20 protein-coding genes are annotated in these 22265 nt (G+C 66.8%); 8 read left to right on the top strand and 12 right to left on the bottom strand.

The annotated features are described in order from the left end of the window. Positions 1-43: 43 nt before the first annotated feature. Positions 44-2713, bottom strand: a complete 2670-nt coding sequence (locus tag MKL09_RS04640) for a DUF3772 domain-containing protein (protein WP_244018382.1) — start codon at positions 2711-2713, stop codon at positions 44-46. A 613-nt stretch (positions 2714-3326) separates the two neighbouring features. Here MKL09_RS04640 and MKL09_RS04635 point away from each other — a divergent pair. The 3 genes from MKL09_RS04635 (at position 3327) to MKL09_RS04625 (ending at position 4901) form a co-directional block, all read left to right on the top strand. Next, complete coding sequence (locus MKL09_RS04635; protein WP_244018380.1) at positions 3327-3875, top strand: HNH endonuclease; 549 nt, start codon at positions 3327-3329, stop codon at positions 3873-3875. Positions 3876-3978: 103 nt separating this feature from the next. Continuing rightward, positions 3979-4308, top strand: coding sequence for a hypothetical protein (locus tag MKL09_RS04630; protein ID WP_244018378.1), 330 nt, complete (start codon positions 3979-3981; stop codon positions 4306-4308). Next, the gene (locus tag MKL09_RS04625) at positions 4293-4901 is read left to right on the top strand and encodes a hypothetical protein (protein WP_244018376.1); all 609 of its coding nucleotides are present in this window, start codon (positions 4293-4295) and stop codon (positions 4899-4901) included. The genes MKL09_RS04630 and MKL09_RS04625 overlap by 16 nt, the downstream gene beginning before the upstream one ends. 93 nt (positions 4902-4994) lie before the next feature. On the opposite strand, the gene MKL09_RS04620 is transcribed toward MKL09_RS04625, so the two are convergent. From MKL09_RS04620 to MKL09_RS04610, 3 genes are all read right to left on the bottom strand, one after another. Further along, complete coding sequence (locus MKL09_RS04620; protein ID WP_244018375.1) at positions 4995-5240, bottom strand: hypothetical protein; 246 nt, start codon at positions 5238-5240, stop codon at positions 4995-4997. Positions 5241-5266: 26 nt separating this feature from the next. After that, positions 5267-6124, bottom strand: a complete 858-nt coding sequence (locus MKL09_RS04615) for an outer membrane protein (RefSeq protein ID WP_244018373.1) — start codon at positions 6122-6124, stop codon at positions 5267-5269. Between the two features lie 252 nt (positions 6125-6376). Next, positions 6377-7363, bottom strand: a complete 987-nt coding sequence (locus tag MKL09_RS04610) for an outer membrane protein (protein ID WP_244018371.1) — start codon at positions 7361-7363, stop codon at positions 6377-6379. Positions 7364-7586: 223 nt separating this feature from the next. On the opposite strand from MKL09_RS04610, the gene MKL09_RS04605 reads away from it, so the two are divergent. Beyond that, entirely contained in the window at positions 7587-7919 is a 333-nt protein-coding gene (locus MKL09_RS04605; RefSeq protein WP_244018369.1) for an MmcQ/YjbR family DNA-binding protein, read from the top strand. Between the two features lie 70 nt (positions 7920-7989). Here MKL09_RS04605 and glmM read toward each other — a convergent pair whose 3' ends face one another. The 6 genes from glmM to pal form a co-directional block, all read right to left on the bottom strand. Beyond that, complete coding sequence (glmM, locus tag MKL09_RS04600) at positions 7990-9333, bottom strand: phosphoglucosamine mutase (RefSeq protein WP_058192390.1); 1344 nt, start codon at positions 9331-9333, stop codon at positions 7990-7992. A 122-nt stretch (positions 9334-9455) separates the two neighbouring features. Continuing rightward, a complete protein-coding gene (locus tag MKL09_RS04595) occupies positions 9456-10202 on the bottom strand; it encodes a sulfite exporter TauE/SafE family protein (RefSeq protein ID WP_244018367.1) in 747 nt (248 codons plus the stop codon). A gap of 412 nt (positions 10203-10614) precedes the next feature. Next, a complete protein-coding gene (gene ftsH / locus MKL09_RS04590) occupies positions 10615-12537 on the bottom strand; it encodes an ATP-dependent zinc metalloprotease FtsH (RefSeq protein WP_244018365.1) in 1923 nt (640 codons plus the stop codon). Between the two features lie 147 nt (positions 12538-12684). Continuing rightward, positions 12685-13707 (bottom strand): tRNA lysidine(34) synthetase TilS, encoded by a 1023-nt coding sequence (gene tilS / locus MKL09_RS04585; RefSeq protein WP_244018363.1) that lies wholly within the window; start codon positions 13705-13707, stop codon positions 12685-12687. A gap of 106 nt (positions 13708-13813) precedes the next feature. Continuing rightward, positions 13814-14818, bottom strand: a complete 1005-nt coding sequence (ybgF, locus tag MKL09_RS04580) for a tol-pal system protein YbgF (RefSeq protein ID WP_244018361.1) — start codon at positions 14816-14818, stop codon at positions 13814-13816. A gap of 172 nt (positions 14819-14990) precedes the next feature. Further along, positions 14991-15485, bottom strand: coding sequence for a peptidoglycan-associated lipoprotein Pal (pal, locus tag MKL09_RS04575; RefSeq protein WP_244018359.1), 495 nt, complete (start codon positions 15483-15485; stop codon positions 14991-14993). A gap of 424 nt (positions 15486-15909) precedes the next feature. Here pal and MKL09_RS04570 point away from each other — a divergent pair, with 424 nt between their 5' ends. Continuing rightward, on the top strand, positions 15910-16302 hold the full coding sequence (locus MKL09_RS04570) for a response regulator (RefSeq protein WP_244018357.1): 393 nt from the start codon (positions 15910-15912) through the stop codon (positions 16300-16302). 113 nt (positions 16303-16415) lie between these two features. On the opposite strand, the gene MKL09_RS04565 is transcribed toward MKL09_RS04570, so the two are convergent. After that, positions 16416-17450 carry a WcbI family polysaccharide biosynthesis putative acetyltransferase gene (locus MKL09_RS04565; protein WP_244018355.1) on the bottom strand — a complete coding sequence of 345 codons (1035 nt, stop codon included), beginning with the start codon at positions 17448-17450 and terminating at the stop codon, positions 16416-16418. Between the two features lie 90 nt (positions 17451-17540). Between MKL09_RS04565 and MKL09_RS04560 the strand changes: the two genes are divergently transcribed. Together MKL09_RS04560 and MKL09_RS04555 are read left to right on the top strand one after the other, a co-directional pair. After that, positions 17541-18608 carry a GSCFA domain-containing protein gene (locus MKL09_RS04560; protein WP_244018353.1) on the top strand — a complete coding sequence of 356 codons (1068 nt, stop codon included), beginning with the start codon at positions 17541-17543 and terminating at the stop codon, positions 18606-18608. 243 nt (positions 18609-18851) lie between these two features. After that, positions 18852-19802 carry a UDP-glucuronic acid decarboxylase family protein gene (locus tag MKL09_RS04555; protein ID WP_244018351.1) on the top strand — a complete coding sequence of 317 codons (951 nt, stop codon included), beginning with the start codon at positions 18852-18854 and terminating at the stop codon, positions 19800-19802. A gap of 187 nt (positions 19803-19989) precedes the next feature. Here MKL09_RS04555 and MKL09_RS04550 read toward each other — a convergent pair whose 3' ends face one another. After that, positions 19990-21057 carry a glycosyltransferase family 61 protein gene (locus MKL09_RS04550; RefSeq protein ID WP_244018349.1) on the bottom strand — a complete coding sequence of 356 codons (1068 nt, stop codon included), beginning with the start codon at positions 21055-21057 and terminating at the stop codon, positions 19990-19992. A 520-nt stretch (positions 21058-21577) separates the two neighbouring features. On the opposite strand from MKL09_RS04550, the gene MKL09_RS04545 reads away from it, so the two are divergent. After that, entirely contained in the window at positions 21578-22177 is a 600-nt protein-coding gene (locus MKL09_RS04545) for a nitroreductase family protein (RefSeq protein WP_244018347.1), read from the top strand. The last annotated feature ends 88 nt before the right edge of the window (positions 22178-22265 follow it).

Here is a 22265-nt window from a genome sequence, read left to right as displayed (position 1 = left end):
ATAGGGAGCGCGGCGCGATTGCGCGACCAGGCGCGTGCGGGGCTCAGCCCCCCGCGCTCCGGAGGCCGCGGTCGCGCTGCGGCTGGGCCGGCTCGGCCGGCTCCGGGGCGGGCTGCCCGAACCGGCTGGCGATCTCGCCCATCGCGGCCTGCATCGCCTCGAAACCCTGCACGGTGACGATGCTGGCGCCGGGGCCGAGGGGCGGGATGAAGCCCGCCTCCGACAGGATGGCGAACACCGCGTAGTTGAGGTCGGTCTGGACCTTCTGGCCGAGGCTGACATCGACGATCCAGACCAAAAGCTCGAATTCCAGGAACGGGTCGCCGATCTTCTTGAACACCACCCGGGGCGCCGGGTCGCGCAGCACGTCGGCATGGGCCTGCGCGCAGCCGACGATCATCTCGGCGGCCCGCACCGGGTCCTGGTTGCGCAGGACGCTCACCGTGATGCTGACCCTCCCTGAGCGGTCGCCGCGCACCCGGTTCTTGACCACCCCGGAGATCAGGTTCGAGTTGGGCACGATCACGGACGAGCGGTCGAAGGTCTGGATCTCGGTGGAGCGCACCGAGATGCGCTTCACGATGCCCTCCGAATCGCCGATCACCACCTGGTCGCCGACCCGGATCGGGCGCTCCCACAGCAGCAGCAGGCCGGAGACGAAGTTGTTGACGATCGATTGCAGGCCGAACCCGATACCCACCGACAGGGCGCCGGCCACGATGGTCAGCTTCTCCAGGCTGAGGCCCAGATACGAGAAGGCCAGCGCCAGGGCGAGCAGGAAGCCGCAATAGCCCGCGATCGTGGTGATCGAGTTGCGCAGGCCGGCGTCCAGGTCGGTGGCCGGCAGGTAGGTCAGCTCCAGCCAGCGCTGCACCGCCCGGGTGACGAACACGCCGAGCACCAGGATGCCGACGCCGAACGCGATGCTCGACAGCGAGATCGTCACGTCCCCGACCTTGAAGCCGAAGAAGGCCTGCCGGATCGACGAGACGATGTCGGTGGAATCGAGCCCCCAGGGCGCCAGCACGAGCAGCGCCGCCACCAGGATCAGCACGACCCGGGCGGCCCCCGTCGCCAGGACCGAGATCTGGGTCAGCGAGCGCTTGCGCAGGCCGGTATTGGCCTGGAGCGTGGTGGCCAGCCGAGACTCGTCGGTGAGCGCCCGGCCGATGAAGGTGTCGACGCTCTGGACCAGCAGGTAGAGCAGCACCAGCACGCCCCCGGCCCAGATCAGCTGGTCGATCAAGAAGGCCGCGAAGGCGACGTAGCCGACCAGCGCACCGGCCCCGATCAGCGCCACCGCGGCCCAGCCGATGAGCCGGGCCGGGCCGCCGATGCCCGTGGTGGTCTTGGTCGGCACGTAGGGGCCGAAGCAGGCCTCCTCCTCCTGCTCGGTATCGGCGAACCGGTGAAGGCCGATCGCCAGGATCAGGGCCGTGGCGACGGCCCCGATGCCGCGGGTCGCGATCGAGATCGGCAGGGCCGCCGAGATCCCGGAATTCAGCGCTTCGACGGATTTCACCACGGTGAGCACCGTGGCGATGCCGACCGCCAGCCGGGTCAGCCGGATGGCGGCCGCGTCGCCGACCGGGGCCGGGCGCCAGGCCGGCTTGTCGGGGCTGAGCAGCCCGTCGCATAGGGCCTCCACGAAGGCGATGAAGGCCAGCCCGCCCAGGATCGCGGCGGCCACCGGCAGCAGCCGGGAGGGCAGCAGGTTGGTGGCGTCCAGCGCGTAGTAGACCGCGTAGGAGCCCGCCACCGCCGGCACCGTGCCGAGCAGGATCACCCGCCAGGCGGCCAGCAGGGTCGCGCGCCGCGACGGTTCGGTGGTGGCCGCGTCCCGCCGGGCGGCCCGGGGGGCGATGTTGCGCCGTCCGAAATACAGCGCGATCGAGATCCCGAAGGCGAGCCCCAGGAACAGCAGGTTGCCGATGCTGCCGTTGCGCGAGAACAGCAGCCCGATATCGGACACGGCGCTCTGCAGCGAGCGCGTGTCCCGCGGCACGTCGGCCATGACCTTGGCCCAGAGGCCCGGGCTGACCAGGGGCTGCGAGCGCTGGAACAGGTCGCGGGTGAACGATTCGCGCCGGCGGTTCGAGACCCGGTCGATGATCTGGTCGCCCTGCACCTGCAGCGAGCGGGCGAGCCGCTGGGTCTCGTCGATCCGCGCCACCGCGGCTTCGCGCTCGACGCGCTGCTCGGCGACGTCCGAGCTCTCCGGGGCGTCCTTGGGCTTCGGCCCGAGCTGAGCCAGCCGCTCGCGTGCCGCCTCGAGCGGCGTGTCGAGCCGGGTGATCAGCGCGCGGATCTCCTCGGTGACGGTCCCGGCGCTGTCGCGAATCGCCGCCAGATCCGCGGCGGTCAGGTCGGTATGCCCCAGCTGCTTCTCGCGGGCCTCGAGCTCGGCCTTGGCGGCGTCGAGCTGGGCCCGGACCGCCTTGAGCTGCTCGGACATCTCGGGTTTCGGCGCGGGCTTGGCCTCGCCGGATTTGGCAGTGTCGGGCGCCTTCGCGTCGGCCGGCTTGGCATCGGAAGGCTTGGCATCAGAAGGCTTGGACTCCGCGGGCTGCCCGGCCGGCGCTGCGCCTTGAGCCCAGGCCGCAGGCGGCGCGGCTGCCGGGATCGCCAGCATCAGCGCGGCCACGAGGGCCAGCGCGGCGGGCCGGCGCGGCGCGGCGTTGAGCTTCCGGGAGCGCACAGGCGTGCGGATCATAGGCTACCTCTCGTCGGGCGCGCCGGGCGCGCGGTCGGAGCCCGGCATCGGCGGACCGGCGGTCATCGGGAACCGCGCGGGCCTTCTCGAGCGCTCGTCGCCGAAGGGGACATCGGTTCGGCGTCGGCGAGCGCGTGGAATCGAAGCCTGAGGGGCGCGCCTGATCGCAAGGCGATTCGGCACGCCTCTCGAGGCCGGGCGCTGTGGGCTTCCAATAGGGCGAAACCGTGCCCCTGCCCACCCTGGCCCGGATCGGCCGGCCAGGGCCCCGCTGTGGGTGCGTCCCCGGGACCCTGCTGGAAAAGCTTCACAAGGGTGTCACGGTGGGATTAGATGAACACCGTATGGACAGGGCCTTTTCGTTGTCACGCGAAAGGGTTCGGCCGGCTCTGGTGCCGGTCCGGCCCGGCCGCGTTCCGGTTGCTACCGCTCCGACTGGCGCCCCCGCGCGCCGGCCCGCCGCCCTGTTGCTCCTTCCGCCTCTCCCGCCGAGCCGACGTCCCGTCCGCCGGCCTGTCCTGCACCGGCCCCTGGCCGGGTCGGATGGGCCGGTGGGGCGCCGGCGCGTTCCCGCGCGTTACCCGCGTCAGAGATAGTCCGAAGAGTCGCGCCGATGATGGATCTCCAAACCCTCGTCCTGAACGCGGATTATCGGCCGCTCTCGTACAATCCGCTGTCCCTGTGGTCGTGGAAGGACGCCTTCACGGCTCTGTTCCTCGACCGCGTCACCCTGGTGGCGAGCTACGATGTCGAGGCGCGCTCGCCGTCGCGGGCGCTGCGGGTGCCGAGCGTGGTGGCGCTGAAGAACTACGTGACGCTGGCCCGCAGCCCGGCCTTCACCCGCTACAACATCTACCTGCGCGACGGGTTCAGCTGCCAGTATTGCGGGCTGCGGCTGCCGGCGGGCGGCCTGACCTTCGACCACGTGGTTCCGCGCTCGCGGGGCGGCCTGTCGAGCTGGGAGAACGTCGTGGCGGCCTGCTCGCCCTGCAACCTGCGCAAGGCCAACCGCACCCCGCATGAGGCGGACATGCCGCTCGCCACCGAGCCGCGCCGGCCGACCCGCTACGAGCTGCACCATCGCCAGCCCGAGTTCGACCACCGCCAGTACCACCACACCTGGCTCGACTACCTGTACTGGGACAGCGAGCTGGAGAGCTGAGGGCTCGGCGGCCTGCATCCGGGCGTGGCCCTTCGTCGGCGGGGCGTCCGCAACTGGCTTCACGTCGCACTCGGATATATCTGTGATGCCGTGGAGGCATCCGATGCCCGAGACGACGTTCAACCTGCCCGAAGGTCTGGTCGACGAAGCTGAGGCCTATGCGGCCCGCCATGGAACCAGCGTCACCGCCATCGTCCGCGCGCATCTGGAAGCTGTGATCGGTGCGGGCCCGGCGAAGAAGATCCCCGATCCCCTCGTGGATTTCGCCGCTGGCATGATCACACGCCGGGAGGCGATCGAGGCGCTCGGCTTGCGTGACTACGCGGCGTTGCTCGTAGTCCTCGGCGACCACGGCCTCACGCCGCCGCGCCCACCCGAGCACCTCGTCCAGGAGCAGGCCGCCGCATTCGAGCGGCTGTGGACGTCCACGTGAGACGTTGCACCCTGATCATCCCGGATTCGGGTCCATTCAACAGTCTCTGGGTCGCCGATGCACTCACCCTGCTGCTGGACCTCGATATGCCCATCGTCGTCGTCGATGCCATCTACGACGAGGTCACGAGCGACCCAGTCCATTACCGGAAGGATCGCGACGTCCAGGCTTTCATCGCGCAGCACCGCTCCCGGTTCATCCGCGTCACGACGGATATCTGGCAGATGGAACTTGAACGCCGTCAGCAGGGCCTGAAGCCCAAGCGCAACGCCGGCGAACTGGCCATCGCCGACTTCCTGTCGTCGGATGACGGCCTGAAACACTACGTCCGCGATGGCGCCCCGGTCCTGCTCCTTTTCGAGGACCGGGACGTGCGCGTGATCAACAAGCCGCCGAATGTGCATCTGCTCTCTACGGTTGGCCTCCTGCGGGGGCTCGCACGCGTCGGTGTCATCCCATCGGCCGACGCCGTCATCCAGGCGATGACGCATCCGACCGCGCCGGGTCGACGCCCTGCAGACTCGCGCGTCCTCACCGATCTTCCGGACGGCAGCGACGAGCCGGCTGCGACCGGCAGTTCCTGGACGCCGTAAGATCCGATCCGATGACGTTGCGGGCGGCTGCGTTCTCGGGCGGTTGCCGCTTCGATGGCGCTCAAGCCTGCCTTGAAAAGCCGCTTGATCTGATTACCAAGCCGGCCCCCGGCGGGGCGGCTCGTTGTACATCGGGACGTTATGGTTGCGTGGCAGGTAACCCCGGACGATTACGGGCGGCGGCACCGCCGCCAGGTCGGGCGGTGCGCGGACGGCACGCCGAAGGCGGGGCGGGTCGAAGCCGCGATCCTCGGGCCAGGCCGAGGCTGGGGCGGGGACGAGGGCGAGCCCGACGAGAAGGCCGAGCGTGAGCGCTCGCAATCCCCTCGGGTCGAGCATCGCAAGCCTCCCGACGCCGCGCCGCATCAGAACTTGACCGCGGCGCCGGCCCGGACCGTGTTCAGGTTGACCTTGTGCCCGTCGAACTGATTGAACAGCACATACTGATATTCAGCCCGCAGCAAGATGTTCGGCGTGATCGCGTATTCCAGGCCAGCGCCCAGGGCCACGCCGGCGACGACCTTGGTCTTCGATTTTGGATCGTTGTAATAGCTGCCGAAGGTATTCACGAAAGTCTTTGTTCCCGCAAGGTTCGCGTTGTACGCGCTGACATCGAAGCCGGAATCGTAATAGACCAGCGAGTCCGCGGCGCGCGCGCGACCGATGGCGAGGCCCCCCGTAACGTACGGCATCAAATTGTCGGCTGCGTATCCGACGCGGGCGCGCAGTGTTCCGTAATCGTTGATCCGCGTCGCCGACGTGCCGCTGAGGTACAAGTCTTCCAGCAGGTTCGCAGAGTTTGTTCTCGAGATATTTATACTGTCGCGAGAATAGCCCATGCGGCCGAAATTCGTGTAGTCACCTTCGATACCGAAGACGAAGCTATCGTATTGAATGTTGTACCCGGCATAGACGCCGAAGCTGCCGGAACCGACACGCTTGGATTGGGGACTGAGCAGGGTCGATGCGCGAAAGTCGCTCTCTGCGGTGGTGTCGTGGGAGCGCTGGTAGACGAGCGGCTGGAGCGCGTTCTTGAAGCCGAGCGCCGCGGACGTATAGCCCCCATGGCCGCCGACATACACGCCGCTCCAGTCCACCACCGGGGCGGGGACCGGGTCGTAATCGGCGCCGCGCAGGTAATCATAGTCCAGGTCTGCGGCCCGGGCTGTGCTCGCGCCGCAGAGGCCGAGGATCGCCAGCAGCGGCAAGGTGACGGTACGCATCGGGATCGTCCTGGAACTGCGAGACGGACGGCGGCTCGGGCCTCGATGCAGTGATAGATGGGTAACCTTAAGCGTCCGTTATTTTGGGGCTCTCCGGATATCCCGATTCGATCATCAACACTTGGTTAGACCTATTCGCCCGGGCAATTCCGATCTCCGATCCATCTCGTCCCGCGATGAACCCCGGCGCAGGACAAAAAAACGGCGCGGAGAGCATCCGCGCCGTCGGTCGTCAGGGCGTTGGAAAAAGACTCAGTACTTGCGGACCAGCGGGCCGGGGATCGGCTCCGGCATCAGCGGCGGCAGCGGCGCCGCGACCAGGCCGCCGAGGTAGTAGCGCAGGCCGATCTTCACGTCGTGCGCCTCGATGTCCTTCACCTTGATCGCCTGCAGGCTGCCGGTGCAGCACGGCACGAAGCCCGGGCCGGTCTCGGCCTTGCCGAGGTTGAGGTAGCGGTAGGCCACCTCGATCTTCAGGGCGTCGCTCACGTCGTAGGCGAGACCGGCATGCAGTGCCCAGGCGAAGCTGCCGCTGGTCTTGCTCTTGTAGAACTTGCTGCCGCTGTTGGTATTGTACACCGGGTTGCCGTTGCTGTCGTAGACCGGCGCGTAGTTGTAGGAAGGCGCTCCGCAGCTGCAATCGTAGATCGGGTGGCCGTAATCGTAGGCGTAGCTCGGGCTGGTGAACTGCTGGTTGGTCGAATAACCCGAGACGTGGTTGAAGGCGTAGCCGACGCCGCCGCCGACGAACGGCGTGATGCCGTACCAGGTGCCGAGGTCGAAATACGCGTTGGCCAGCACCACCGCGGAATCGAAGTTGCTGCTCGACTTGTTGACCCCGTAGGAGCCGAGGCCGTTGTCGAACTCGGGGCCCTTGTAATACTCGCTGCCGCGCAGGCCGGTGGAGTAGCGGTACTCGCCGGTCACGTCGCCGCGCAGGAACGGGGTGAACTGGTAGCCGACGCCGACGCCCGCGAACCCTCCGCCGCCGACCTCGTTGCCGAACGAGCGGTTGGCGTCCGGGTAGCCGGTGTAATCGTAGGCCTCGGTGTATTTCGGGCGGGTGTAGACGCTGGCGCCGACGTCGCCGCGCAGGTACCAGCCGCCGCCGACCTCGATCGGGGGTGGGGGGGGCGGGGGCGGGGGCAGCAGGTCCGCGGCAGCGGCCAGGCAGGGCGCGCCGACGCTCGCTGCGAGCGTCAGGCTGCGCACCAAAGCGTTCAGCTTGGAGCGGGCCATGGGTATTCCTTCACTGGACTCATGTGCCGGAAGCTTGGCAAGCCGGCTCGGATGACGTGGTGAAGGATGGATCGAACGTCTTAAATCCGGCTTAACGTTAAATGTTAGCCTTGCGGCCTGCTTACAGCCCGACAAGACCGCAGCTCAGCAAAGGATGTGCAAGTCTTGGCCGCACCGCTCGGTACGATCGCGAACACATCCGCCCGCGGGCCGGGTTGAGCCGGTGCTGCCCGAGGACGTGCGCATCCTGGCGCTGATGCTGCCGGAGACGGTGGCGGGCGTCCATCGCGGCAACCCGGATTTCCGCGTCGGGGGCCGGGTGTTCGCGACCCTGTGGGTCGAGGAGGCCCGGGTGGTGCTGCGCCTGGCCCCGGCCGATCAGGCGGACCTGTGCGAGGCCGACCCGGACCTGTTCACGCCGCTCGACGGCGCCTGGGGCCGGCGCGGCTGGACCAATCTCGACCTCGACCTCTGCGAGGAGGAGCCCCTGCGCGCCGCCCTGCTGGCGGCGTGGCGAATGACAGCCCCGGCTGTGCTGCGCGCCGCCTACGCGTGATCGTCCAGTCATCAGGGGCTCCGCCCCCGAACCCCGCCAAAGGGCCGCGGGCCCTTTGGGATCCCGGACTTCAGGCCGCGACCTTGGTGACCGCCTCCACCACCTCGTCAACCACCTCGTTGACCAGGCCGCGGTCGTCGCCCTCGGCCATCACGCGGATCACCGGCTCGGTGCCGGAGGGGCGGATCACCAGGCGGCCGCCATTGCCCAGGCGGGCGCGGGCCTGGGCGATCGCGCTGACCACGCTGTCCTGGCTGAGCGGCTGGCCGGTCCGGTAGCGGACGTTCTTGAGGATCTGCGGCAGCGGGTCGAAGCAGTGGCAGACCTCGCTCACCGGCCGGCCCTGGCGCTGCACCACGCTCAGGAGCTGCAGGGCCGCCACCAGGCCGTCGCCCGTGGTGGTGTAGTCCGACATGATGATGTGGCCGGATTGCTCGCCGCCGAGATTGTAGCCGTGCTCGCGCATGTGCTCGAGGACGTAGCGGTCGCCCACCGCGGTCCGGGCCAGGGTCAGGCCGAGGCCGCCGAGGAAGCGCTCCAGGCCGAGATTGGACATGATCGTCGCCACCAGCCCCGGCTGGGTCAGCCGCTCGTCCTCCTGCCAGGACCGCGCGACCACCGCCATCAGCTGGTCGCCGTCGACCACGTGGCCCTTCTCGTCGACGATCAGCACCCGGTCGGCGTCGCCGTCCAGCGCGATGCCGATATCGGCCCGGCGCTCGCGCACCTTGGCGACCAGCGCCGCCGGAGCGGTGGAGCCGACATCCCGGTTGATGTTGAACCCGTCCGGCTCGGTGCCGATGGCGATCACCTCGGCGCCGAGTTCCCACAGGGTCTCGGGGGCGACCCGGTAGGCGGCGCCGTTGGCGCAATCGACCACCACGCGCAAGCCGTCGAGCGTCACATGGCGGGGCAGGGTGCGCTTGGCGAACTCGATGTAGCGGGCATGCACGCTCTCGATCCGCTTGGCCCGGCCGAGATCGGCGGAGCCGGCGAGCCGCGTGTGCAGCTCGGCGTCGATCAATTCCTCGATCTCGCCTTCGATCGCGTCGTTGAGCTTGAACCCGTCGGGCCCGAACAGCTTGATGCCGTTATCCTCGAAGGCATTGTGCGAGGCCGAGATCATCACCCCGATATCGGCCCGCATCGAGCGGGTCAGCATCGCCACCGCGGGGGTCGGCACCGGGCCGAGTTGCAGCACGTCCATGCCCACCGAGGTGAAGCCGGCGATCAGCGCGGTCTCGATCATGTAGCCCGACAGACGGGTATCCTTGCCGATCACCACCCGGTGGCGGTGGTCGCCGCGCTGGAACACCAGGCCCGCCGCCTGACCGACCTTGAGGGCGAGTTCCGGGGTGATCACCCCGTTGGCCCGGCCCCGGATGCCGTCGGTTCCGAAATACTTGCGCGCCATCAGGATCTCCGGTGCCGGGCCTCTCGTCCGGCCAACGCGGCGACAGGGTAGCCCGACAGACCTTAGCAGATTGGATTGCCCCGGGTGCTCCGCGACAAAGACGGTCGAAATGGGGCGGTGCCTTACAGCACCCGCGGGAGCGCCGCCGCCAGCAGCGTGACGCCCGAGACGGTCAGGAGCCCGAGCACCACCCGGCGGAAGGCGGTCTCGCTCAAACCCACATAGACCCGGGTGCCCAGCAGGACCGGGATCAGCATGGCCGGCAGCACCACGGCCAGCATCGGCAGGGCGCTCCGGGTCACGAGGCCGGAGCCGAGATAGACGAGCATCGTGACGGCGAGCATCGCCAGGTTGAAGTTCTGGATGATCGTGCGCTGCACGTCCCGCTCGTAGCCGCGCAGGACGCACCACAGGGTCGGCAGCGTGCCGGTGAAGCCGCCGAGCCCACCGAGCAGGCCGCCGCTCAGCCCGACCGCGGCATCCGCCAGCCGTCCGCCCGTGGTGATCCGCGGCAGGTCCTTGGTCAGCAGCATCGCCGGGCACCAGACCACCAGCAGGGTGCCGAGCACCAGCTTGAACCAGTCGGCATTGAGGTGGGGCAGCAGCATCACCCCGAGCGGAATGCCGGCCAGCCCGCCCAGCAGGAACGGCGCCAGGCGCGCCCGGTCGAAGCCGCGCCGGACCGTAACGGCGGCCACGACCTGGCCGGTGAGAGACCCGGCGACCGCCAGCACGGCGGCGAGCTGCGGGTCGATCACCCAGGCCCAGAACGACAGGGCCACCAGCCCGAACGCGAAGCCCGACAGACCCTGCACGAAGCCGGCGACCGCGGCCCCAAGACCGACGACGAGATACACGGACAACGCCATCGGGTGCGCGACTCAGACAGATCCCGGCCCCGGTCTTTCCGATTCGCCGCCGAGAGCCGAGCCACCGGCCGAGCTTTCGGGAGGCGATCCTGGACAGCCGGGGCGGAATGTCATGCGGGGCCGGCGGGATGCTCGGTCCGGAACTGCCACGCGCCTTCCCTCCCCCCTCTGCGGGCTACCGGATTCACACTTCTCTCCCGAGCGCCAAGGTTCTGAAAGAAAGGCGCTTTTCCCCTCCCCCTTGCGGGGAGGAGAGCGCGTCTCGGCCAGGGTTGTGTGAACATCTTAGCCTCTGCGGGGGAGGGAGATACGCACGCGGCCACAGCGCCTATCCGACAGGAGGCCAAGACCCAAAAACCCAACAAAAAAAGGCGCCTCGCGGCGCCCTTCTCGTCTCAACTCACAGCCCGGCTCAAGCCTGCGGCTGGGGCTCCAGGCCGCCGTCGCTCTCCTTCGGGCGGCCGCGGCCGGCGGAGGGGACCGAGGAGCCCCGGGCCGGGGCCGGGGGCACGTCGCCGCCGTCGCGGATCGGGGGCTGGCCCTTCAGGAGGTTGCGGATCTCGTCGCCCGAAAGGGTCTCGTATTCGAGCAGCCCCTGGGCCAGTGCCTCCAGGTCGTCCTTGTGCTCGGCCAGGATGCGACGGGCCTCCTCCAGGCCGGTCTCGACCAGGCGGCGGACCTCGGCGTCGATCTTCTGGGCGGTCGATTCCGAGACGGTCTGCTGCCGTCCCATCGACATGCCGAGGAAGACCTCGTCGTTGTTCTCGCCGTAGGCCACGGTGCCGAGCTCGGGCGAGAAGCCCCAGCGGGTCACCATCATCTTGGCGAGCCGGGTCGCCTGCTCGATGTCCGACTGGGCGCCCGAGGTCACCTTGTCCCGGCCGAAGGTCATCTCCTCGGCGATGCGGCCGCCCATCATGATCGCCAGCCGCGAGGTCATCTGCTCGAAGCTCATGGAGAGCTTGTCGCGCTCAGGCAGCTGCATGACCATGCCGAGCGCCCGACCGCGCGGGATGATGGTCGCCTTGTGCACCGGGTCGGTGGCCGGGACGTTGAACGCCACGATGGCGTGGCCGCCCTCGTGATAGGCGGTGAGCCGCTTCTCGTCCTCGGTCATCACCAGGGTGCGCCGCTCGGCGCCCATCATGACCTTGTCCTTGGCGTCCTCGAACTCGTGCATCGTGACGATGCGCTTGCCGCGACGGGCGGCCAGCAGGGCCGACTCGTTGACGAGGTTCATCAGGTCGGCGCCCGAGAAGCCGGGGGTGCCGCGGGCGATCACCTTGAGGTCGACATCGGGAGCCAGCGGCACCTTGCGGACGTGGACCCGAAGGATGCGCTCGCGGCCGGTGACGTCCGGGTTCGGCACCATGATCTGGCGGTCGAACCGGCCCGGACGCAGCAAAGCCGGGTCGAGCACGTCGGGGCGGTTGGTCGCCGCGATGATGATGACGCCCTCGTTGGCCTCGAACCCGTCCATCTCGACGAGGAGCTGGTTCAGGGTCTGCTCGCGCTCGTCGTTGCCGCCGCCGAGACCCGCGCCGCGATGACGGCCGACCGCGTCGATCTCGTCGATGAAGATGATGCAGGGAGCGTTCTTCTTGGCCTGCTCGAACATGTCGCGCACGCGGCTGGCGCCGACGCCCACGAACATCTCGACGAAGTCGGAGCCCGAGATGGTGAAGAACGGCACGTTGGCCTCGCCCGCGACCGCCCGGGCGATCAGGGTCTTACCGGTGCCGGGCGGGCCGACGAGCAGCACGCCGCGGGGGATCCGGCCGCCGAGGCGCTGGAATTTTTGGGGGTCGCGGAGGAATTCCACGATCTCCTGGAGGTCTTCCTTGGCCTCCTCGACGCCGGCGACGTCATCGAACGACACGCGGCCATGGGCCTCGTTCAGGAGCTTCGCCTTCGACTTGCCAAAACCCATGGCGCGGCCGGCACCGGACTGCATCTGGCGGCTCAGGAAGATCCAGGCGCCGATGAAGACGAGAATCGGCAGCCAGCTCACGAGCAGCTGGATGAACCAGGGGGTGTTGTCCGACGGCGGACGGGCGGTGATCGTCACGCCCTTGCCCTGGAGCTTGGAGACCAGGCTCGGGTCGTTGGGGGCGTAGCTGGTGAAATTGCCGCCGCCGACATAGGTGCCGGACACGTCCTGCCCGGAAATCACAACCGACTGGATCTTGCCGGAATCGGCGTCGTTGAGGAGCTGGCTGTAGGCGATTTCGCTGCCGCCGCCCCGGTGACCCGGGTTCTGGAACAGGGTGACGAGGGCCAGCACCAGCAGGAAGATGACGACCCACAAGGCAAAGTTGCGAAAATTCGGGTTCATCGATCGATCCTTGGTGCGTGCGGCCCCCTAGACGGACACATCGCGCGGCTTTGCCGGTCCATCCGTGCACACCTCGCCAATGTAGGCGGGGGGGGCTTCCTTGCCAAGTAAGCCGGTCCCCCCTGCGGCGAGGGGAACATCCGTTCTTCAATCCATGGTCCTGTCCGCCGACCTGGGACGCCGGGGCGGCGCGGGCGCGAGGCTCACGGTGCCGGCCGCATCCGCGGCGACCAAAATCCCCGCCAGGGTCCGCCGGATCGGCTCCCGGCGGCGCAGGGCCGGCAGCAGCGCCCCGAGCACCAAGGATTCGAGGCGCTCCAGCCGGCGCGGCGCAGCGCCAGCCCGGACCAGGGCGGCGTCGAGGCAGCGCAGGGCGGTGGCCTCCGGCAGAGCCGCCAGCACGGCGCCGTCGAGGCGCAAGGCGGCACCGTCGGTATTCTTTGCCGGCAGCAGAGCCGCCGCAAAGGCCTGCTCGGCCGCGCCCCGAAGGGCGTCGTCGTCCCGGGCGGCCCGCTCGGCGAGGCGCGCGAGACGCGCCGGGTTCAGGCCCTCGCGCTCCAGGGCGGCCCAGGCGGCGCGCAGCCGGGCGCGGGCGAAGCGCGGATCGGCATTGGCAGGGTCGCGGACATGCGGGATGCCGCGGGTCTCACACCAGGCCGTCAGGGTCGCCTTCGGCAGGGCCAGGAACGGCCGCCCGAGGGTGATGCCGGGGGCGAGCGCTCGTTCGGCCCGCATGCCGGCGAGCCCGGCCGGGCCGCTGCCGGCCGCAAGCCGCATCAGCACGGTCTCGGCCTGGTCATCCTGGGTATGACCGGTGAGCACGAGGCCGGCGCCGATCGCCTCCGCATGCGCGGTCAGCAGCCGATAGCGGGCGGTCCGGGCCGCGTCCTGCAAGCCGGCGCCGGGCTTTGGCCCCGCCCAGGCCAGGATCGCGTGCGGCAGGCCGAGCGCCCGGGCTGCCCGGCCGACCCCCTCGGCCTCCGGGCCGGAATCCGGGCGCAGGCCGTGATCGACGGTGGCGACCTGTACGGACGCACCGAGGGCCGCGGCGGCGTGCATCAGGGCGCTCGAATCAGGGCCGCCCGAGACGGCCAGCAGCACGCCCCGGTCGGACCGGCCGAGCCAGGGCCCGAGGGCGCGGAGAACCGGGTCGTCCGGCAGACCAGTCATGGATTCAAAAGGTCCGGGACCTTTTGCGGGTCCAGGGCAGAGCCCTGGTCCATCGGGGCTCTGCCCCGACACCCCGCCAAAGGGCTCAAGCCCTTTGGGATCCCGATCAGGCCGCGCAGCGGGCGCGCTTCTGCTCCCGGGCAACGCCCTGGCGGACGTTGGTGCCGGCATTGGGGAATTTTCGGTCCAGCTCGGCGAGCGTCGCGCAGGCCTGCTCGCGGGCTCCGAGTGCGTTGAGCGTGACGCCGAGCTTCAGCATCGCGTCCGGCGCCTGGGATGAGCGGGCATAGTCGGTGGAGACCTTCAGGAATTGCTCGGCCGCCTCGCGGTTGCGGCCCCGGGCCAGGTAGCTCTCGCCCAGCCAGTAGGTCGCGCCGGCGATCCGGTTGTCGCGCGGATGCGACTGGATGAACTGGCGCAGACCCATCTCGGCCTGCTCGTACTGCTTGGAGCGGTACAGCTCCACAGCGGCGTCGTAATCGGCGGCCGGGTCGCCCGTCCGGGTCGCGGCGACACTCTCGGCCGGGCGGGGCGCCGGGACCGGGATCGCACCGGTGCGGGCGGGCGGGCGCAGGTCCACAGGCTCGTCGTAGCCGGGAGCGGCACCCTCGGCATCCGGATCCTCATCCTCGATCGGGGGCCGGGGCAGAGCTTGCGGCCGTACAGGGGCCGCCTCGGCGGCCTCCCGCGGGGGCAGGGGTGGAGAGGGCTGCGTGCTGCCGAGCGGCATCGGCGCCCCGGGAGCGCCGGGAGCCTGCGCCGGATCGAACGCGTCGCCGCGCTTGCCCGGACGCCCAGAGCCCGGGTTGCCGCCGTTGACCGTACCCGATGGGGCCTGTGCCGGCGCCGCCGAGGGAGCGGCCTTCCCGCCGCCCCTGCCCTCGTTCAGGCGAAACTCGACATCCTCCTGGAACTTGCGCAGCTGCTCTTTCAGTTGCCGGTTCTCGTACTGGAGGGTCTCGATCTGCCCGGCCATGATCCGGGACTGATTCTCGATGCGCCCCAGGCGCACCACCAGTTCCGAGGCATCCTGCGCGGCGGCCGGATGACCGAGGAGCAGGCCCCCGAGGATCGTGGTGAGCGCGAGGCGTGTGCGAAGGCGGGCGGGCATGATGGGCTGCGGTCCGATGGAAGCGCGAGGCCCTATCAGATGCGCCGGTCCGCGGCAAAACTGCGGCGCGGAAAGGTCGAAGCCGCGGCCGGCCAATTCTTCGCGGCAATGCCTGCCGGTTCTTCGAAGGAACCGGCAGGCGGACGTGGCTTGGTGCCGGATCCGCGAAGACTTACGCCCCGGCGCCGCGGTCGAGCACGATCACCGCGCGGCGGTTCTGGGACCAGCACGAGATGTCGTTGCACACCGCCACCGGGCGCTCCTTGCCGTAGGAGACGGTGCGCATCCGGTTCGCCCCGATGCCCCGTGTGGCCAGGTAGTCGTTGACCGACTGGGCCCGGCGGGCGCCCAGGGAGAAGTTGTACTCGCGGGTGCCGCGCTCGTCGGCATGGCCCTCGATGATGAAGGTGTAGCGCGGGTAGCGCTGCAGCCAGGCCGCCTGCTTGTCGAGTGTGGCGGTGGCGGTGGGCGTCAGGTCGGTGGAATCCGACTCGAAGAAGACCCGGTCGCCGATATTGACGACGAAGTCCTGCGCGCTGCCCGGGGTCGCGGCCCCTGCCCCGAACGCGGAGGCGTCGGCGAGGTCCTTGTCGTTGCTGCAGGCGCCGAGCCCGAGGGCGGCGCAGACAGAAAGGCCGAGGGCGAGTGCGCGGAAACGCTGGGGCATGATCGTTCAACTCCTCGAGCGGTGCCGAAGGCCGGCTGCTGGTCTTCGAGGCGGGTCCGCGTAGTCCTGAGCGCCGGTGATAGGCGCGGATGGTTAAGCGACGGTTCAGGCCGGCGCCGCGGAGCGTCCTGCGAGCCCGCGCCGGTCGGCGGCGTGCGCTGCCGCACGCTCGCGAATGCTGACGCGCCCGGATTGCGGCCATGCCGGGGCAATCGTGCAAGGAGGCTGTCGCGCGGAGCCATTTCCGCCCCGCCGGTTGCCGCGATGCAACAGCACCGGATACCGGTTTCGCGGCGGCTTTTAAGAGATCCTCAACCCTGTCGGTTCTTGATTCGCATGAAGCGCTCGCCGTCGACGTGGATACCGGTTCGGCGCAAGCGAGCGCTTCCGATCAAAGACTTCGTGCGATCCCCGGACCCTCCGCATGCACCCCGCCCAGTGCGTCCTCATCGTCGAGGATAGCTACCTGCTCCTCGAGATCATCGCGAGCCTGTGCGAGACGCAGGGCATCCGGGTGATCGAGGCCTCCACGGGGGAGGCGGCGCTGACGCTCCTGCGGACGCGCGGCCACGAGATCGACTGGCTGTTCACCGACATCCATCTGCCCGGGCTGATCGACGGCTGGATCGTGGCCCACGCCTTCCGGGCGATCCATGCCGACCGGCCGGTGGTCTACACCTCGACCGATTCGAGCGGCGGCCGGGGCGTCCCGGGCAGCCTGTTCCTGCGCAAGCCGTTCCAGGTGCAGGCGGTCAACCGGCTGGTCCGGATGATGGTCGAGGGCCTGAGCGACGCGCCGCTCTGCGCGGCGGGCTGAGCCGGCCGCGATTAGAGCCGTTCCCGATCGCGTTGCAATCGGGCTCGCCTCTAAGTCATTGATATGACGCGCTCGCTTGCGCCGAACCGGTGTCCACTTCGGCGGCGAGCGCTCTAACCGGCCCGGAACAGCGCGACGATCTCGGGCGCGGCGAGCCACGCATCCACCCGCTGGCAGGCAAGATCGCCGGCCGGCATCGCGTCGTAGATGGAAAAACTCGCCGCGATGAAGCCCGGCAGGTCGTAGAGCGTCGGGAAGTCCTCGCCTCGGGGCTTCATCTTGAACAGGAACGAGCCGGTCAGCCCGAAATGCTCCGCGATCGCCGGGTAGAGCGGCCAGACCACGTCCTGGGCCAGCTCGTCGCCGAGGTAATCCTCGATCTCCACGGGCTGGGGCGCGAGCCCGCCCTCCTGCAGCAGCCGCCGGGCGATGTCGCCGATGACGAACGCCTTGGGGTGGTTCATCACGTGCATGAACGCGCCCCGGCGCGCCCACCGGGTCACCTCCCGGTCGAGGCCGAAGCCCAGGGCGGCGGCGGACCCGACCAGCTCGTGCACGGCCGGATCCCAATGGTCGAGATAGCCGAGCCGCCGGAACACGTCCTCGCGGAACAGGCCGGCGGTGCGCCCGGCATCGAGGCCGAGCCGGTGGGCGCAGAGGACGATCGCCGAGTGGTACTGCCCCATCGGCGAGGGCGCGAGCTTGAGCGCCGCGAGGTCCGAGGCCTGGCCGACATAGACCATGTCCGGATGGAACGCCGAGAACACGATCGACGGGAACAGCTTGAGCCGCGGATCGGCCGCTCGAACGGTCGCGATATCGCCGCCCGGGATCAGGCCGCCCGGGAAGACCTGAGAGAAGACGTGGTCGTGGGAGCGCAGCGTCCGGATCAGGCCGTCGACATGGCCGTGGTCGCGCTTGAGCGAGCCCATGGGCAGGTAGCGCACGGGGCTCTTCGGCGCGAGCAGGCGTATCGCCTGGGCGATGCCCCGGGCCTGGCAATTGCCCAGCACCGCGATGGCCGGCCCGTCGCGCGTGGTGGCGGCGCGCGCGCGGTTTCGCCATGGTGTCGCCCAGGTGGGCGCCCAACTGGGGGTCGACAGGGACAACGCGCTGCGGGCGCGCCGGGGCAGATCGTTCAGGGCCACGTCGCGTGCCGGTGTCAGCGGACGGCTCGGCATCCCCGAGGGCGCACGCCGTCGTGAAGATCTTGCCGTCGTGAAGAAGAGGGTTCGAAGATGGCGTTGAATCCGTATACGGGTCTACCGGCCGAGCGATTCTGGCGCAAGGTCGTGACCAACGTGCCGCCCTTCGCGGTCAATCCGCACCCGAAGGACACGTTCGCGATCGGGCCGACCGACAAGGTCGCCACCGGCGGCTCCTGCTTCGCGCAAAGGGTGGCCGAGGCGGTGCGCGGCGCCGGCTTCAACTACTACCTGACCGAGCCGCCGCCGCCCGGCATGAGCGCCGAGGAGGCCAATGCCCGCCAGTTCGGCACCTTCTCGGCCCGGTACGGCAACCTCTACTACACGCGCCAGTTCGTGCAGCTGTTCGACCGGGCCTACGGCCAATTCGAGCCGGAGCTGAAGGCGTGGCTGCGCGACGACGGCCGCTACGTCGACCCGTTCCGCCCCACCGTCGAGCCGGCGGGATTTGCGAGCGAGGCCGAGGTGATCGCGGCCCGCGACGCGCACCTGGCCGAGGTGCGCCGCCTGTTCGAGACCCTCGACGTGTTCGTGCTGACGCTCGGCCTCACCGAGGGCTGGCGCTGGCGGGCCGACGGCGCCGCGCTGCCGCTCGCCCCCGGGGTCGCGGGCGGGACCTTCGATCCGGACCTGTACGAGTGCGTCAATGCCGGTGCGGGCGAGGTCCTGGGCGACCTCAATGGCTTCCTGGACCGGCTCTGGAGCGTGAATCCCAAGGCCCGGGTGATCTTCACGGTCTCGCCGGTGCCGATGATCGCGACATACATGGACCGGCACGTGATGGAGTCGAACAGCTACTCCAAGTCGGTGCTGCGGGTGGCCGCCGGCGAGGTGGTCGGCCGGGGCGATCCGCGGGCGGTGTATTTCCCCGCCTACGACATCGTCACCAGCAACGTGAATGCCGGCCGCTACTACAACGAGGACCAGCGCACCATCAACGACGCGGGCGTGCGCCACGTCATGCGGCTGTTCCTCTCGACCTTCGCGCGCGACCGCGCCGCCGCGGCCCCGACCCACGCCCCCGTGGACCTCGCGGCCGAGTTCGAGGGTAATGCCGGCGTGATCTGCGACGAGGAGGAGATCGAGCGCAGCGTGGCGTGAAACGTCTGCAGCGCGCGCTCTCTGCGGCGTGCGGATCTTGAACAGACCTGCTTGGGTTGCCCCCTGCGGGTCTGATTGAATTTTCGATCGGTTGGACGGCCCTGCGTGATATATTAAAGGGGTGACCGGCCCAACAACGTGTTATGTTCGATTGCGGACAAGTTCATTCGATTTACTTGGCCATATCGACAATACGTAAGTAAATAACGTTGCTTAATTTTACTTTAGAAAAGGATTATTGCTTTGCGGCGTAGAAAAATCAAACGAATCCTAGTCACAGGGGGAGGTGGGTTCCTTGGTTCGCATCTCTGCGAGCGGCTCCTTAACGATGGGCACGAGGTTTTGTGTGTCGACAATTTCTTCACAGGCGCGCGCGAAAACGTCGTTCATCTCCTCAAAAACCCACGCTTCGAGCTGATGCGTCACGATATAACCTTTCCGCTATATGTCGAAGTTGATGAAATCTACAATTTAGCCTGCCCCGCCTCACCCATACACTATCAATTCGATCCGGTACAAACAATCAAAACTAGCGTCTTGGGCGCAGTAAATATGCTTGGCCTCGCAAAAAGAATAAGGGCGAAGATTTTTCAAGCATCTACTTCAGAAGTCTATGGTGATCCTGAATTCACCCCTCAGACGGAGAGTTACTGGGGCCATGTCAACCCGATCGGTCTCCGCTCATGTTACGATGAAGGTAAGCGCTGCGCGGAAACTTTGTTTTTCGATTATCATCGTCAGCATAATTTGCAGATCAAAGTAGCGCGTATTTTTAATACTTATGGCCCGCGAATGCTTCCAAACGATGGCCGGGTTGTTTCAAATCTCATCATGCAAGCCCTCCAAGGAAAAGACATAACGATTTATGGCGACGGCAAACAAACCCGATCCTTCTGCTATGTCGATGATTTGATTGAAGCATTTATCCGACTTATGTCTAGTCCTAGCGACGTGACAGGGCCGATTAATATTGGTAATCCAGAAGAATTCACGATTGTACAACTGTCAGATCTAATACTAAAACTAACAGATTCATCTTCACGGCTAATTTATTGCCCCCTGCCTACGGATGATCCGCGGCAAAGACGGCCGGACATCACAAAGGCTGAGCAAACCCTTGCTTGGAAACCAACGATAAATCTACAGGAAGGCCTAACAAGAACAATTAATTATTTCAGGGAGTTCGTTGAATAGGCATTTTATATACGTCGTCGGCTATAGTTTCTGCACAGCCCCTATTAAGAAAAGTCATTCCCGAAGTCGCCTGCAAAGTTCCCGCCGCAATCTTGCGGACCATGGAAAGAATCCATCATTGTTCTAGTTTTTTGTAGGCGAACTCGGGAATCAAGCAGGGAAAGATCATTCCATCTCGGAAATCTGACTATATTACCCGTCGCGATTTATAATACTGAGCCAAAGCTTCTGCCCGTTCCAGTGACAGTTTTACAAGCTCAATATTTGCTAGAATCGGGGAGTCGCGCGGTTGACCTATTGCGGCATCGGTATAGCCCACAACCATCGCGTAGTCTTGGTTGAGATGCATAGATGTCGTCAACATACATGGATTCACATAAGTCGGTGAAAATATTTCTACTATCGATGACCGGCGCGGCATGAACATGGTGTGGGCAAAGGCGGACCCATGGGGGCCGGCAAAAATACCCGTTCGCGACACCAACGCAATTTGGTCTGCAAAGTCCAGGTTTTCCATGGAAACGTGCCGAAAACCGTGTTCCGTCAACAGTGTAAGGAGGTCGTCCTCGTTGACGATACTACGGTTATCCCGCCGCGCCACATAGATTTTAAGTGGTTCGTCGGCTGACTGTCCGGATACAAGGTGCGTCCTCAGCCAATCCACCGCGTCCAAGTGATTCCGCAGGTCGATCTGTGCGCGAAACCGATGCGGCACGATAAGTTTTTCTATGTGTGCGTAAGGTACGCTGCAGTAATGCAATCGACATGGGTCAATGTTGAGCAATTCAAGCGATCTCCGAACGAATCCCACCCCACCTGGGACTATGTAGCCGCCCGTGAAGCCCGCAGCTTCGAAAGCCGAAATTTTGACGAGACCTTCGCATATCCAGTGCCAGAAGACATTACTCCAAGGTTGAGCTACGAAACACCACGTTCCCGGCAGCTCGATCGGCTCAGTTCGGCCATGTTGCAAGGACCAATGCGCAGCCATCGCGCGGGCTTGGGCATACCAATCCTGGATCCCCGATACGATCGAATGATCAAAATAGGAAAACGCTTCGGCGTGGACGTGGAACGTTTCACCTTCGACAAATCCCGGCATCGCAGGCGATCCAGCAATAGAAGCAGATCTAAGAATATCGTAGGCAATGTTGCCTATCCAAGATTCATTACTATCATTCCATCGCACAAAATTAAGTCGGAACGTCTCAGAAATTGACTCCGCCGTGTGTCCGGTAACATTGTTTAAATTCATGATTGGTCTTCCTCAAGAGCTTTAATTTACGCACGATTTAGTTTCTTATTCGAGAGAACTGTAACCCGTTCTCTTTGATCGCAACAGTGCATCAAAAGCCACTCAACGTAATGTTGGCAACTAAGACGTATTAATTCTACACGGGTGCACACGTTGAACGCAAGGCGTAGAAGAAAGTCTGTACACGAGAGGAAACCGTGACGACTTAAACTGCTTGGGCAGCGCTGTCATCGTTCGGCCTTCAAGCGCGAAAATATCAGCTTAAAAATTAGATCACGACCTAGACCTGTTTGTAGACCGGCTAAATACTCCCAACGTGAGATCAAAACTAATTCCCAACACAGATCTCTCGGAGACACGATTGAATCGAGGCGATATCCTTTGGAGTTCGGGATCGAGGATCGGACGTTCCGCTACGGGAATGGCGGCCCTGCAATGCGTGGCCTGGGTTTGCCACCAGCCAAGCATTTCGGGCAGTGTCGGCGCTACCCGAAGCGTAACCGTGCCGGAGTCGATTCCCGTGAGCCTGCCCCCGTCCCGCCAGCCCGACCACGACATCGATCCGATCTTCGTGGCGCGGCACTCGCCCCGCGCCTTCACGGGCGAGGCGCTGCCCGAAGCCGAGCTGCTGCGGATGATCGAGGCGGCGCGCTGGTCGCCCTCCGCATACAATTCGCAGCCCTGGCGCTTCCTCTACGCGCTGCGGGGCGACGCGAACTGGGACACGTTCTTCGGCCTGCTCGTACCCGGCAACCAGAAATGGGTCTCGGGCACCGGCGCGATCCTGTTCCTGGTCTCGAACGGGCTCATGAAGGTCGGCGACGAACTGAAGCCGTCCTACAGCCATTCGTTCGATACCGGGACCGCCTCGCTGGCCTTCCAGCTCCAGGCGTTCCGCCAGGGCTGGCACGCCCACGGCATGACCGGGTTCGACCATGTCCGCGCCCCCGAGGTGCTGCGCCTGCCCGAGAACCACCGGGTCGAGGCCGCCTTCGCGGTGGGCCGCAAGGTCGCGGAGGCCGACCTCACCGAGGAGCAGCGGCCGCGCGAGGCTCCGAACGGCCGCCGGCCGATCGCCGACTTCGTCATCGCCGGCCCGTTCCCCCAGTCCGGCACCTGAGGGAATCCGGAACCGGAGCATACGACCAGGGATTGTGTCGGCAGCGCAACAGCGCCGGCCCTGGCCATCATGGCCGCCGGCGACGATC

It is taken from the genome of Methylobacterium sp. J-048 (genome assembly GCF_022829515.1).
Taxonomy (GTDB): Bacteria; Pseudomonadota; Alphaproteobacteria; order Rhizobiales; family Beijerinckiaceae; genus Methylobacterium.
The sequence above is the reverse complement of the archived record's forward strand: the minus strand, read 5'-3'. Positions and strand labels throughout refer to the sequence as shown.

What these genes read in the sequence shown, in the direction of transcription:
- MKL09_RS04640 (WP_244018382.1), bottom strand. Translation starts at nt 2,713, where the DNA reads ATGATCCGCACGCCTGTGCGCTCCCGGAAGCTCAACGCCGCGCCGCGC.
- MKL09_RS04635 (WP_244018380.1), top strand. Translation starts at nt 3,327, where the DNA reads ATGATGGATCTCCAAACCCTCGTCCTGAACGCGGATTATCGGCCGCTC.
- MKL09_RS04630 (WP_244018378.1), top strand. Translation starts at nt 3,979, where the DNA reads ATGCCCGAGACGACGTTCAACCTGCCCGAAGGTCTGGTCGACGAAGCT.
- MKL09_RS04620 (WP_244018375.1), bottom strand. Translation starts at nt 5,240, where the DNA reads ATGCTCGACCCGAGGGGATTGCGAGCGCTCACGCTCGGCCTTCTCGTC.
- MKL09_RS04615 (WP_244018373.1), bottom strand. Translation starts at nt 6,124, where the DNA reads ATGCGTACCGTCACCTTGCCGCTGCTGGCGATCCTCGGCCTCTGCGGC.
- MKL09_RS04610 (WP_244018371.1), bottom strand. Translation starts at nt 7,363, where the DNA reads ATGGCCCGCTCCAAGCTGAACGCTTTGGTGCGCAGCCTGACGCTCGCA.
- glmM (WP_058192390.1), bottom strand. Translation starts at nt 9,333, where the DNA reads ATGGCGCGCAAGTATTTCGGAACCGACGGCATCCGGGGCCGGGCCAAC.
- MKL09_RS04595 (WP_244018367.1), bottom strand. Translation starts at nt 10,202, where the DNA reads ATGGCGTTGTCCGTGTATCTCGTCGTCGGTCTTGGGGCCGCGGTCGCC.
- ftsH (WP_244018365.1), bottom strand. Translation starts at nt 12,537, where the DNA reads ATGAACCCGAATTTTCGCAACTTTGCCTTGTGGGTCGTCATCTTCCTG.
- tilS (WP_244018363.1), bottom strand. Translation starts at nt 13,707, where the DNA reads ATGACTGGTCTGCCGGACGACCCGGTTCTCCGCGCCCTCGGGCCCTGG.
- ybgF (WP_244018361.1), bottom strand. Translation starts at nt 14,818, where the DNA reads ATGCCCGCCCGCCTTCGCACACGCCTCGCGCTCACCACGATCCTCGGG.
- pal (WP_244018359.1), bottom strand. Translation starts at nt 15,485, where the DNA reads ATGCCCCAGCGTTTCCGCGCACTCGCCCTCGGCCTTTCTGTCTGCGCC.
- MKL09_RS04570 (WP_244018357.1), top strand. Translation starts at nt 15,910, where the DNA reads ATGCACCCCGCCCAGTGCGTCCTCATCGTCGAGGATAGCTACCTGCTC.
- MKL09_RS04560 (WP_244018353.1), top strand. Translation starts at nt 17,541, where the DNA reads ATGGCGTTGAATCCGTATACGGGTCTACCGGCCGAGCGATTCTGGCGC.
- MKL09_RS04550 (WP_244018349.1), bottom strand. Translation starts at nt 21,057, where the DNA reads ATGAATTTAAACAATGTTACCGGACACACGGCGGAGTCAATTTCTGAG.